The 12885-nt window shown below is 51.3% G+C and carries 13 protein-coding genes; 6 read left to right on the forward strand and 7 right to left on the reverse strand.

Annotated features, from left to right (window positions below):
* The first annotated feature begins 55 nt into the window (after positions 1-55).
* Entirely contained in the window at positions 56-2221 is a 2166-nt protein-coding gene (locus ACOTX5_RS10270; protein ID WP_040117621.1) for a type I secretion system permease/ATPase, read from the forward strand.
* The gene (locus ACOTX5_RS10275) at positions 2218-3393 is read left to right on the forward strand and encodes an HlyD family type I secretion periplasmic adaptor subunit (RefSeq protein WP_045911720.1); all 1176 of its coding nucleotides are present in this window, start codon (positions 2218-2220) and stop codon (positions 3391-3393) included. The genes ACOTX5_RS10270 and ACOTX5_RS10275 overlap by 4 nt, the downstream gene beginning before the upstream one ends.
* A gap of 33 nt (positions 3394-3426) precedes the next feature.
* Here the strand turns inward: ACOTX5_RS10275 and ACOTX5_RS10280 are convergent, their stop codons facing one another.
* Positions 3427-4311 (reverse strand): hypothetical protein, encoded by an 885-nt coding sequence (locus ACOTX5_RS10280; RefSeq protein ID WP_023296585.1) that lies wholly within the window; start codon positions 4309-4311, stop codon positions 3427-3429.
* A gap of 285 nt (positions 4312-4596) precedes the next feature.
* On the opposite strand from ACOTX5_RS10280, the gene ACOTX5_RS10285 reads away from it, so the two are divergent.
* Positions 4597-6054, forward strand: coding sequence for an EAL domain-containing protein (locus ACOTX5_RS10285; protein ID WP_059452926.1), 1458 nt, complete (start codon positions 4597-4599; stop codon positions 6052-6054).
* 84 nt (positions 6055-6138) lie between these two features.
* On the opposite strand, the gene ACOTX5_RS10290 is transcribed toward ACOTX5_RS10285, so the two are convergent.
* The 6 genes from ACOTX5_RS10290 to ACOTX5_RS10315 form a co-directional block, all read right to left on the reverse strand.
* Complete coding sequence (locus ACOTX5_RS10290; RefSeq protein WP_017384011.1) at positions 6139-6417, reverse strand: biofilm development regulator YmgB/AriR family protein; 279 nt, start codon at positions 6415-6417, stop codon at positions 6139-6141.
* Positions 6418-6440: 23 nt separating this feature from the next.
* A complete protein-coding gene (locus ACOTX5_RS10295) occupies positions 6441-6740 on the reverse strand; it encodes a hypothetical protein (protein WP_032653519.1) in 300 nt (99 codons plus the stop codon).
* Positions 6741-6859: 119 nt separating this feature from the next.
* A complete protein-coding gene (ycgZ, locus tag ACOTX5_RS10300; protein ID WP_003857265.1) occupies positions 6860-7099 on the reverse strand; it encodes a regulatory protein YcgZ in 240 nt (79 codons plus the stop codon).
* Between the two features lie 187 nt (positions 7100-7286).
* On the reverse strand, positions 7287-7559 hold the full coding sequence (locus tag ACOTX5_RS10305; RefSeq protein WP_003857263.1) for a DUF883 family protein: 273 nt from the start codon (positions 7557-7559) through the stop codon (positions 7287-7289).
* A gap of 168 nt (positions 7560-7727) precedes the next feature.
* A complete protein-coding gene (locus ACOTX5_RS10310) occupies positions 7728-8351 on the reverse strand; it encodes a transporter (protein WP_234101225.1) in 624 nt (207 codons plus the stop codon).
* Positions 8352-8690: 339 nt separating this feature from the next.
* Positions 8691-9002, reverse strand: a complete 312-nt coding sequence (locus ACOTX5_RS10315; RefSeq protein WP_023303710.1) for a hypothetical protein — start codon at positions 9000-9002, stop codon at positions 8691-8693.
* Between the two features lie 605 nt (positions 9003-9607).
* On the opposite strand from ACOTX5_RS10315, the gene ACOTX5_RS10320 reads away from it, so the two are divergent.
* From ACOTX5_RS10320 to ACOTX5_RS10330, 3 genes are all read left to right on the forward strand, one after another.
* Positions 9608-9883, forward strand: a complete 276-nt coding sequence (locus ACOTX5_RS10320; RefSeq protein WP_032104106.1) for a metal/formaldehyde-sensitive transcriptional repressor — start codon at positions 9608-9610, stop codon at positions 9881-9883.
* 32 nt (positions 9884-9915) lie between these two features.
* Positions 9916-11034 carry an S-(hydroxymethyl)glutathione dehydrogenase/class III alcohol dehydrogenase gene (locus ACOTX5_RS10325; protein WP_045911722.1) on the forward strand — a complete coding sequence of 373 codons (1119 nt, stop codon included), beginning with the start codon at positions 9916-9918 and terminating at the stop codon, positions 11032-11034.
* Positions 11035-11193: 159 nt separating this feature from the next.
* Positions 11194-12885: a methyl-accepting chemotaxis protein gene (locus tag ACOTX5_RS10330; RefSeq protein WP_040117625.1), complete on the forward strand. Its 1692-nt coding sequence runs from the start codon at positions 11194-11196 to the stop codon at positions 12883-12885.

Consider the following 12885-nt stretch of genomic DNA (forward strand, 5'->3'; position numbering starts at 1 on the left):
CCCGGAAAGGTATCATTTCAGAGCGAAATCATCGCCCTGAACAGGACGTAGCATTATGAAGACACATCCACAGTACGAACCCTGGTTGCAGGGCATGCTCATCATCGCGAAATATTATCGGCTGGATTTTTCGGCGGAGCATGTTCGGGTCACGATTAACCATGAAAGCCAGTCTCCACGCCAGCTGGTGCTGGAGGAGATGGCGCGCCAGCTTGGGCTGGGGATGCGTTGGGTGGCGGCGGGAGCCGTAGCGCTCGATCCGTGGCGTTTACCGCTGCTGGCGGAGTTCACCGGCGGGCAAATTGCGGTCATCAACCGTATGGACAACGAAGGGAACGTCAGCGTGCAGTTTAGCGGCGACGGGGGCCTGGAGACGACGCTGACGCGCGACGAACTCGGTTCGCGGTTAAAGGGGCTGATGGTGCTGCGTCCCCTGGAGTCCACGCCGGATGCGCGCGTGGATGATTACATCAAACCCTATGAGAAAAACTGGTTCTGGCAGCTGGCGCTGAAAGACTGGCGTCGTTACAGCGACATAATGCTGGTGGCGCTGGTCGCCAACGTGCTGGCGCTCTCCGGCATGGTCTTTTCCATGCAGGTGTATGACAGGGTGGTGCCGTCCCAGTCGGAGGCCACGCTGTGGGTGCTGTTTGGCGGTGTGATGATCGCCATCGTGTTTGAATTCATCATGCGCATGCTGCGGGTGCATATTTCGGACGTGGTAGGGAAACGCGCCGACCTGCGTATTTCCGAGCGCGTGTTTGCCCACGCCCTGAGGATTAAAAACGGCGCACGGTCGAAATCGACCGGGTCGTTTATCGCCCAGATCCGCGAGCTGGAGTCGGTGCGGGAGCTGATCACTTCCACCACCATTGCCGCTATCTCCGATCTGCCGTTCTTCCTGCTGTTCGTCTTCATTCTGTGGATGATTGGCGGCCCGCTGGTGCTGGTGGTGCTGCTGGCCGTACCGCTGCTGCTCATTCCCGGCCTGCTGGTGCAGCGCCCGCTGGGAAAACTCTCCAGCGAAGGGATGCGTGAATCGGCGATTCGTAACGCCACGCTGGTGGAAGCGGTGCAGGGGCTTGAGGACATCAAGCTAATGCGTGCCGAGCAGAGGTTCCAGAACCAGTGGAATAACACCAATGACGTTGCCGCGAGCGTCGGCATGAAGCAGCGCTGGCTGACGGGGCTGCTGCTGACATGGACCCAGGAGGTGCAGTCTATCGTCTACGCCGTGGTGCTGCTGGTGGGGTGTTATCTGGTCATCAGCGGCGACATGACCACCGGTGCGCTGGTGGGGACCTCGATTCTGGCGTCCCGGACCATTGCGCCCCTGTCGCAGATTTCCGGCGTGCTCTCCCGCTGGCAGTCGGCAAAGGTGGCCCGCAAGGGGCTGGATGACCTGATGCAGCGCCCGATTGACGATCCCCAGCACGGCAAAAAAGTGCATAAAGCCCATCTGCGCGGTGATTATCGGCTGGACGACGTTGGGTTTTATTACGATGAAGAAGAGAAGCTTACCGTGCTGAATATCAGCAAACTGCGCATTCACGCCGGGGAGCGCGTGGCGGTGCTCGGGCGTAATGGTTCGGGGAAAAGCACCTTGCTGCATCTGCTGGCGGGAATGCAGGAGCCGCAGCAGGGCAGCATTTTGCTGGACGATATTGCTCTCAATCATCTTGACCCGGCCGACGTGCGCCGCGACATGCAGTTGCTCAGCCAGCAGGCGCGGCTGTTCTTCGGCTCCGTACGCGACAACATCCTGATGGGTAATCCGCTGGCGACAGACGAGGAAATCCATCAGGCGCTGGTCAACAGCGGCGCGCTGGAGTTTGTGCGCAAGCAGAAAATGGGGCTGAACACCATCATCAATGAGGGCGGAACGGGGCTTTCCGGCGGGCAACGTCAGGCGCTGCTGCTGGCGCGCGCGCTGATCACCTCGCCGAATATTCTGCTGCTGGATGAACCCACCGCCTGGCTGGATGAGGTCAGCGAGAAGCAGTTTATCCAGCATCTGCACCAGTGGCTCGGTAAGCGCCGGACGCTGGTGGTGGCGACGCATCGTCTGCCGATTCTGGACCTGGTTGACCGCATCATCGTCCTGGAAAACGGCAAAGTGGTGATGGATGGCCCTCGTGATGCCATTTTACGCCAGCACGGAATGGCCCCGCAGCAGGCGCCGCAGCGCACGGTTAAACTGAAAACGGAGGGCGTGGCATGAATGATTTCTCCCGCTTTAACAGCCGGCTGAAGGAGCCCCGCCTGCCGCGTTCGTCGCTGGTGGCATGGTCGCTGTTTGCCCTGCTGGTGGTCTTTATAACCTGGGCCAGCCTGTTCCAGCTGGATGAGGTCACGACGGGTAGCGGCAAGGTGATCCCGTCCTCCCACGAGCAGGTGATCCAGTCCCTGGAAGGGGGGATTATCCACAGTCTGATGGTGCGCGAGGGCGATATCGTCGAGCGTGGTCAACAGCTTGCCCAACTGGACCGGACGAAAACCGAGTCCAGTGTGCTGGAGAGCGAGTCTCGATTAAACGCTGCGATGGCGACGGCCGAGCGTCTGAATGCTGAGGTAAACGACACCGGGCTGACATTCCCGGCAGAGCTGGATGACGACGTTGAGTTGGTCAAACAGGAAACGGCGCTTTATCAGTCACGTCGCGAAAGCCTTGAAAAAGGGCTGGCGGGTTTACGCCAGGGAGCAGATCTCGTGCAGCGTGAACTGGCATTAACGCGCCCGCTAGTGACGCAGGGGGCGGCCAGTAAGGTCGAAGTCTTACGCCTTGAACGTCAAAAAAATGAGCTGGAGAGCAAAATCACCGAAATGAAAAACCAGTACTACGTTCGCGCCCGCGAAGAACTGGCAAAAGCGAACGCGGAAATGGAAGCGCAGCGTTCGGTCATGAAAGGACGCGAAGATTCACTCACCCGCTTAACGTTTAATGCGCCGGTGCGTGGCATCGTGAAGGACATTGACGTGACGACGGTGGGCGGAGTGATCCCGCCGAACGGCAAACTGATGAGCCTGGTACCGCTTGATGACCAGATGGTGATAGAAGCGAAAATCTCGCCGCGCGATGTCGCGTTTATCCATCCCGGGCAAAAAGCGCTGGTGAAAATCACCGCTTATGACTACTCGATCTACGGCGGGCTGGAAGGGGAGGTGACGATGATTTCCCCGGATACCCTTCAGGACGAGGTGAAACGGGATGTTTATTATTATCGCGTTTATATTCGTACTGACAGTAACCATCTGACCAACAGGCAGGGCAAGGAATTCCCGGTGTTCCCGGGCATGATAGCCACGGTTGATATCAAAACCGGCAGTAAATCCGTCATTGATTATCTGCTGAAACCATTGAATAAGGCAAAAGAGGCGCTGCGCGAGCGATAAAAAAGGCGTTCAGCAAACCGAACGCCCGTCAGATCAGAGTGTAGGCGTCATGTTGACAGCATGGCGTCGTTCTTTTGGTACCACGTTGATGTAATGTGTGACATACGCAAAATATAATCCGGCATAATTTTCGACCAGCTCGATAAAGGCCGGGTAAATTGACATCCGGCCATCGCCGCGATCTTTAAGGTAACCTGCCTCCTGCGCCGATTTGATAATGCGGTTGACGTGGATACGCGAGACGAAAAATTCTTTTGCCAGTGTGCTGGCTGAATACGCTATTATGGCACCGTGTGCTGTTTTGTTTTTAATGGCCTGCAAATAGAGATAGAGCATAATCATTCGGCCACCATCCTTATCAATAAATAAACCCACCTCCGGAAGCACTTTCCTGAATGTTAATCCGCGGAAAAGGTACTCTGCGGCGCGCCGGAAAAAGTTGTGCCTCAAAATGTCATTGTCCAGAAGGTTAACATTAATGTTGAATGTCGGATAAAGAATGCTGACAGGCGTAAATGCCCCAGACATATAGCGTTTCAGCTCATCCAGTCCTTTTTCCGTTGGCGCGATTTTTGTTTTTCGGCGATCTTCGGTACAGCGCCAGGTCTTAATTCGCCCGGTGGTCTTAAGTATGGTGATGATCGCGATAACACTGTTAGGACTGGCGATATTATAGCGGGTACACAGTGCCTTTATCTCTGAAACTGACTCAGCCTGATTACCAAAAACAAAACAACACATTGACAGTATTATGTTGAAGCGTGATTCCTGAAGCATCGTTTTGTAGAACAAGGGTTGTTTTTTATAAATGGCATCATTGATTCTGTAGTGCTCTGTTATAGCTTCACCAAATCGCGGGTTGTTTTTAATAACATCCCTTCGATGTAGCAAAGCCCTGGATGAAATGTGATTATCCATAGCATTTTCTCTTTTTGTCTGGGCCGATAAGATGAAGTGTCCGGTCTTCTTTTTCGGAATTTTCATTATACCTTGTGAAGTGCATATTTACTGTCGTTATATGAAAAGAAAGTAATATTTATGCTGCATATGGATGAGTGGGTTGATTAACGCAAAGATGTTCCCGTGCATAACATTGATAACGGTTTATTAACCAAATGGGGTGCGGTAAAATTATTCAATGCGACAAAGAATATTGGCTTTAATCACATTTGGGAATGATGTTTGCATTCTCAGGAGCAGGTTATGTCTCAAAACTTACCTTTTATGCAAGGTACTTGCTACAAGCAACGATTCGTTATTTCAGCCTGCGGTTTCACCTTCGAGGGGTATAGCCTGCTTCTCAAGTCTCGTGGCGTAAACGTCACGCGGCTCCATTTTGAAGATGATGAAGTTTGCTCAGGTGATGTGCAAAAAATGATGCAAAATCAACAGCCTGATATTTCTGTTTTTCTTGGTCGCGACGTGACTGCCTTTCTTGAAAGCCTGAAACGGTTGGTCTCGGTTCTGAATGCACTGCCGGTTATTTGTAGCGTGACCCTGTATGGTGCAATACCAGAGAGATGGCTTTATGCCACGCTGAAAAGTCTCGTTAATAATACCAAATCGTTGTCGAGGATCAGGGTGGCGAATATTTCAGAGGTAATGAATTGTGTAGAGAGTATTTCTGATGTGCATGCCGATTCGTCACGTTTATTGCGTGAAGGACCTGAGAAGGAAGGTAAGGAAAGCCTGCATGGTTTTACAAAACGTGAGTTAACCGTATTGCTGAATTTTTATCGGGGTATTTCGATAAAAGAGCAGTCAGCGAGGTTAGGGTTGTCAGATAAAACCATTTATACCCATCGGAAAGTGGGGTTGAGTAAATTATATCTTATCAGAGTGTGGTTTAGCGATGCACGTGTCTTAAGGGATGAGGTCTGTGCAGTAAAGAACAAAGCGCAGGGGTTTTCGGAAGCAGAAATAAATATATTGCAGGCGTTACATAAGCGGGAAATCTTTGCGGCTTATCAAATTATTACCGATGGCGATAAAAAAGGAGTAGGCTTTGAAATTCTGCTGCGCTGGCATAAAAACGGTCAGGTCCTGAAACCAGGCCAATTTCTGGATGGGATAAAAAATGGCGAAATTTGGCTCAAGCTGACGGCGTTAGTCATTCACGCGGCCGTATCAGGTATCAACAGATACAATGGAAAATATTATTTTTCGGTTAATATTCCTCCTCAACTGGCTGCCGGGAACGCGCTGCCGGGAATGGCGAAAAAAGCCGTTGAAATGTTACTGAAACCGCAGTGGGCCGGGAAACTTGTCTTCGAATTAGCTGAAACCATTGATGTAACAAAGGATCCAAATATTCCTGTCACTCTCCAGCGTTTACGCGCCGAGGGATGCCGGCTGTTTCTGGATGATTGCTTTTCCAGAAATTACGCTATGTTACCCATCCGACAGATTAATGTTGATGGACTGAAGCTTGACCGCGATATAGTCGAGCACTTTGTTGCTAACGACAATGACAATAGCATTATTAAAGCGATACAGATATACAGCGACATGACGGGAAGGGAATGCGTTGCGGAAGGCGTCGATAGCGAAGAAAAATTTGAAAAACTTGTCGCATTAGGGGTTAAGCGCTTCCAGGGATATTATCTTTCCCGGGCGGTTAAAGAAGATGAGCTGGATCGAATGGTACGGCTATTTAGTTAATGGCTTCACTATACTGGTGGTACGACAGACTTAACTCTTCGACCACCAGCAAAAACAGTCACTCACCAGGGCAATAATCTGTTATCAGATATCATCGCGCGTAAAACCGACAACAATTTCAAGCGTGTTTCGAATGACATCGCAGGCTTCGGGCTCCTCGGTAATTTCGAGGGCGTGAATCAGTTGCAGGATAATCTCTTTATTTGAGAGATTGTCACCGGTCAGCATAATACAGCGTATTGCCGAGCCCAACACTTCAACCTCACCACTGAGATGCTTTCCAGCATTAAGAAAATGTTCCGCCAGTTCTTTATCGTGCAGGGCTTCAAAATTATACGTCTGCTGCATAATCGCTTTACTCATGGTGGTCACCGTTTCGGTTAAAATTAGTGTTTCTTGTCTGGGGTCAGAAGCGTGTTGTGAGTAAAGAGAGAGCGCATGCGCCCAATTTCATAATCGCCCATCACTCTTCCCCGGTCGTGCGAGACGCCGGTTACACGCTGGCGCACTTCATCTTCAGCGGCAATCAATGCATTTTTACGTTCATCATTTGATTCAACGTTAGCCATCGCCCGCAGGCGACCAGCAAGAGACGCAAAGGTAATAGGTCCGTTCTCTTTCAGTATGGATAATACGGCCTCACCGATAAGGTCATCCTTAAGTCGTTCAAATTTAGTTCTATGCATAGCTTCAATCTCACTCTGCTACACGCAGGAGGCTGTAGCATGGGGTTAGTCATCGCATTCAGGAGCTCTATTCTCACTCAGCATGACTAACTTAGTAAGTTAAAAAAACAGTGTTCAGGTTAACGCTCGAAGAAGAGGGCTATCAGACCGTTATAGTGCGCTTTCTCAACGTCAGACGTTGACTCTTCAATTCTGCGCAACAGCTTTGTACAGATTGTCATTCTGCTCAGTTGTACATTTTCTTTGATGATCTCACTGACGATAGCACCAAGGGTTTCCTGCTGTGTTGGGACATTATCCTTGTTAAAATACAAGGTGATAGCGCTTTCTGCTGTAGAGGGAGCATGGTTGCGACGCATAATTTTCCACCGTTAACAAACAATTTTGTAACATCAGTGGCATTGAATTTATACTATTCGATCAAATCTGTACATTAAAATTGTACAACTTTTCACATGGATCGTGTTTTTGTCAGGAAAACTATCAACAATAGGGGGGGAAAGAGCAGGAAAGAGGGGAAAAGGAAAGGCCCCGAAGGGCCTGAAATTATTTACGTCCCAGCAGAAGTCCCAGAACGATACCTACCGCACCCGCAGCGATTAAGCCCGTTAAGGGATTGTTTCTGACGGCTTCAGTGACATCCGAGACGGCATCACTGGCCTGGGCAGCATATTTTTTCGCTGCACCTTTCACCTGGTGTTTAGGGGAATCAACGAATTCACCAAACTGCTGCTGCGCAGAGCCGGATAATTCATCAAGTTTGTTTTTGGCTTTATCGCCAGCGTACTGTGCATTTTTATCAGTGTCGAAATCAGACATTCCAGCCTCCTTTTGTTGGTAGTCTAAGAATAGACGCTGATTGCAGCAGTGAGCGAGAATTCGCTGAATTCGACGGCAGATTGCCCCTTTTTAGGACATGTCTTTCTTACATGACCACCATAACGTCCAAAAAATGTCGTTGATAAATATTTCCCTCGCCATCTTTCTCTACGCAGCGCGAAGAGACTGTTTCTGCCGTGCGTGAGTGTGAAAGGTAACGTAATAGCCAAGGGATACGGCCAGGCACAGCATATAGCCGAATGATTCCGAACCTTCCTCCACGGCGTTTTTCACGACACGCATATAGCCATGCTCCAGGATGTCGTGCCACAGCACCTGCATTCCAAAGAGGCGGGAGAAGACCAGTACAGCCAGCAGGCCGCTCAACAGAATGCCGTACCAGGGGGATTGGGTATATTTTGCCAGCTGTTCCAGGGTAGCGCGAAAATGCATAACGGGGCGAATTAACGCCAGCAGAGCGGTAATCAGCGCGAACCACACCCAACTCCCATGAGAAATGAGATCAAAAAGCGCGTCCAGTTCACGAATTAGCATTGTCAGGAAAAATCCGCCCACCAGAATATTACAGTAACGCATGGATTCGTCCATTTTCGCCAGACGAAAATGGAGAAAGACAATAGTCGCTAATACCGTTTCCTGCATAATTTCGGTCAGTGATAATTCCGGAATATCATGGCCGACAAACCGCATATCAACCCAAAGACACAGTACGATAAGTGCGCAAGCGGCCGCTGCGCCAACGAAGAATAAAAAGCTCTTTAGTACAATCATTAACACCACCATTTTGTTTGTAGCGAGTATGTTAGGTGACGAGAATGTTATTTCTGTTCACATTGTGCCATATAAGTGCGGATTTTTAACATTTTGAGCTAAATAGGGTTGGTCACGACGAGACGAAAGTGTAAATATCGTCAGCCTCGTCTGTGCTGTTTAGGCGGGCGCTGTCATTACGGAGGGTGCCTTCAGGCAACGGGATGTTAGGGTATTGAGGGACCAGCGAGAGGTGGAAAACACAGCTGCGGAACTATCTTGTCGATATTTTCTTAAGAACGAACTCTGATAGAGAAAGCGTTCAGTTCCACAAAAAATGCTGTTTCTCCACCCTGGCAATTATTTTTCTTCTGTGTACTCACCTTTTGATTTCAGTTTATCTCTAACAAGGTTGGCGCAACTGGTTGCATTCTGTAAACTCTGATCGTTTACAATAGAGGACCGAGATTTTAAAACTTCGTTGTAAGCATCTTTAACTTTCGGACTGACTGTTGCAGCATAACTATCTGGCGGGAAGTCACCCAAAGGTTCTTTGTCACCGCTTAAGGCCTTAGCGCAAGCATTATTAATTTGGTCATCAATGCTTAATTGATTTGCGTTAGCAGATAACGAAAAAGCTACAACCAAAGAGGCGAGAACAATTCTTTTCATACTTAGTCATTCCTTAATGATGAAGCGTTGTGATCCGAATTCAATTTGTAAAACCCAATTGTGATAGTAATATTTATCAAAGTGTATAGAAATTCTATTAGATAAACCGGATCCGAACCAGTTTCAGCAATGTTTTCTGTCCGAACATGCTGTATCCGACTTATTTTGTTTACTACAGGCTAAATGTTATCAAAGATAAATATATCCAACATGTATTAGTCTATTCTTTTTCGTATTCTTATGACACCTACATTCTTTAGTGGGGGGTAGTGTGCTTGCACAAGTCTTTAAAAGTAGGATTTTTAAGGGAGAATGACGTTGTATGACTTCATCTGTACCACACCTGCATTACACTTAATAACAAGAACAACCAACACGTTAATTTTAAAGGGACAGTGCATGTCTGCCATGAATTTATCCAATCTACTTTTCGCTCATGACGCACCTGATTGCCCACTTCTGGTATACAGCGAGTCACCAATATTAACTCCAGACGCTGATTTTTCACCTTTCCTACGGCTCTACTTAAAACCCACACTAAACTTCATGTTTACATAAAATCGTATTAACAGATACAATACCCCCCTATAGTATAAGGAGGGCGTATGCCGCATTCACCCGAAGATAAAAAACGTATTATGACCCGCGTCCGCCGCATTCGGGGCCAGGTTGATGCCCTTGAACGCGCCCTGGAATCGGGCGATCCCTGTCTCGCCATTTTGCAGCAAATTGCCGCCGTGCGCGGCGCTGCCAATGGTCTGATGGGGGAAATGGTCGAAATTCACCTCAAAGATGAGCTGGTGACGGGGGAGACCACCCCGGATCAGCGGGCAGTGCGGATGGCGGAAGTCGGCCATTTACTGCGCTCTTATCTAAAATAAACCCACACACCTCACAACAAGGGAAAGACATCATGAAATCTCGCGCAGCTGTCGCGTTCGGCCCAGGCCAGCCGCTGAAAATCGTTGAAATTGATGTTGCTCCGCCGAAGAAAGGCGAAGTGCTGATCAAAATTACCCACACCGGCGTTTGCCATACCGATGCGTTTACCCTGTCCGGTGACGATCCGGAAGGGGTATTCCCGGCGGTGCTCGGCCACGAAGGGGGCGGTGTGGTGGTGGAAGTGGGTGAAGGCGTCACCAGCCTGAAGCCCGGCGACCATGTGATCCCGCTCTACACCGCAGAGTGCGGCGAGTGTAAGTTCTGCAAATCCGGCAAAACTAACCTCTGCCAGGCCGTGCGCGCCACGCAGGGTAAAGGACTTATGCCGGACGGCACCACCCGTTTCTCCTATAACGGCGAGCCCATTTATCACTACATGGGTACCAGCACCTTCAGCGAATACACGGTGTGCGCCGAGATCTCACTGGCGAAAGTGAATCCGCAGGCCCCGCTGGATAAAGTCTGTCTGCTCGGCTGCGGTGTCACCACCGGTATCGGCGCGGTGCATAACACGGCGAAAGTGAAAGAGGGGGACACCGTGGCGGTGTTCGGCCTGGGCGGGATCGGTCTGGCGGTTATCCAGGGCGCGGTACAGGCGAAAGCTGGGCGTATCATTGCTGTGGATACCAACCCGGAGAAATTTAAGCTCGCAGGTGAGATGGGGGCGACCGACTTTATCAACCCGAAAGACTACGACAAACCGGTTCAGGACGTGATCGTTGAGCTGACCGAGGGCGGCGTGGACTTTAGCTTCGAATGTATCGGCAACGTCAACGTAATGCGCTCAGCGCTGGAGTGCTGCCACAAAGGCTGGGGCGAGAGCATCATTATCGGTGTGGCCGGCGCGGGTCAGGAGATCAAAACCCGTCCCTTCCAGCTGGTGACAGGGCGCGTATGGCGCGGGTCAGCATTTGGCGGCGTGAAAGGCCGTACTCAGCTGCCGGGCATGGTTGAAGATGCGATGGTCGGTAAAATTCAGCTTGATCCGTTCATTACGCACCGCCTGCCGCTGGAGCAGATCAACGAAGCCTTCGATCTGATGCACGAAGGAAAATCCATTCGCACCGTTATCCATTTCGGCGACAACTGATTATTCTGCCAGCGGTTTTTTCCGCTGGCATTTCTTCCCTGATCTTCTCTAAAGTGTGACCTGTCCGGCGCTTTTAGACGTAATTTAATTCCCTGGCGTGCCGATGACTCTTTTACAGGCGTGTTATTACGCATCTTACCTATAAGAGAGTCGACGGTCATGGACAACACAACATCGATGCAGGCGCAGCCTAAGCTGAGTTTCTTGCATCACATCCGGCTGGTTCCGCTGTTTTCCTCCATTCTCGGTGGCATTATTCTCCTGTTTGCATTGAGCTCAGGTCTGGCAGGCTATTTCCTGCTCCAGGCCGATAACGATCAGCAGGATGTCACGGCAGAAATCCAGGTGCGCACCGGTCTGTCAAACAGTTCCAACCATTTACGCACCGCCCGTATCAACATGATCCACGCGGGGGCGGCGAGCCGTATCGCGGAGATGGAGGCGATGAAACAAAACATCGCTGAGGCTGAGATCCGCATCAGGCAGTCGCAGGATGGATTTGCCGCCTATATGAAGCGCACCGTTCGTACCCCGGCTGATGAAGCGCTGGATGGCGATCTGAAAGCCCGCTATGACGCCTACATCGCCGGTATGCAGCCGATGCTGAAATATGCCAAAAATGGCATGTTTGAAGCCATTATTAACCACGAAAATGAGACCGCGCGTCCGCTGGACGATGCCTATAACGCGGTGCTGCTGAAGGCGATAAAAATCCGCACCGAACGCGCCAACGCGCTGACGGCACAGGCTCACACCCGCACCCGGCTGGGGCTGATGTTTATGTTCGGCGCGTTTGGCCTTGCGCTGGCGCTGGCGGTGATCACCTTTGTGGTGCTGCGCCGTACGGTGATAAACCCGCTCCAGCGAGCCGCTACGCGTATCGAAAATATCGCAAAAGGCGATTTGACCATGCCGGACGAACCGACCGGACGCAGCGAAATTGGCCGCCTGACGCGCGATCTGCAAACGATGCAGCACGCGCTGGTGACAACCGTGGGCACCGTGCGGCAAGGGGCGGAGGAGATCTACCGTGGAACCAGCGAGATCTCCGCGGGTAACACCGATCTCTCTTCCCGTACCGAGCAGCAGGCGGCGGCGATTGAACAGACGGCGGCCAGCATGGAGCAGCTCACCGCGACGGTGAAACAGAACGCCGATAACGCGCATCATGCGAGTAAACTGGCAGAAGATGCCTCCGGTAAGGCCAGCCGCGGGGGGCAGATGGTCTCCGGCGTGGTGAAAACCATGGGTAATATTTCCACCAGCTCGAAGAAGATCTCTGAAATTACCGCCGTGATTAACAGTATCGCGTTCCAGACCAATATTCTGGCGCTCAACGCGGCGGTCGAGGCGGCGCGTGCGGGTGAACAGGGACGCGGCTTTGCGGTCGTGGCGAGTGAAGTCCGCACCCTGGCAAGCCGCAGCGCGAATGCGGCGAAAGAGATTGAAAGCCTGATTAATGAATCTGTGTCGCTTATCGATCAGGGTTCCGGGGAAGTGGTTGCGGCGGGCAATACCATGAATGAGATCGTCGAGGCGGTTAAACGCGTCACCGATATTATGCTGGAGATTGCAGCGGCGTCCGATGAGCAGAGCCGCGGCATTGTTCAGGTGAGCCAGGCGATTTCCGAGATGGACAAGGTGACGCAGCAGAATGCCTCGCTGGTGGAAGAAGCTTCTGCGGCGGCGGCCTCGCTGGAAGAGCAGGGCGCACGTCTGACGGAGGCCGTTGGCGCGTTTCGTCTCAACGGGGCGCGCGCAGGACGGACTACAGCCGCTGCAACCGCAGCGAAACCCGCGCCTTTAACCCCGGCGGCGGCCGTCTCAGGTGATAACTGGGAAACGTTCTGA

Origin of the sequence: Enterobacter cloacae complex sp. IR5441 (assembly GCF_049238215.1) — a bacterium.
Taxonomy (GTDB): Bacteria; Pseudomonadota; Gammaproteobacteria; order Enterobacterales; family Enterobacteriaceae; genus Enterobacter; species Enterobacter hormaechei_C.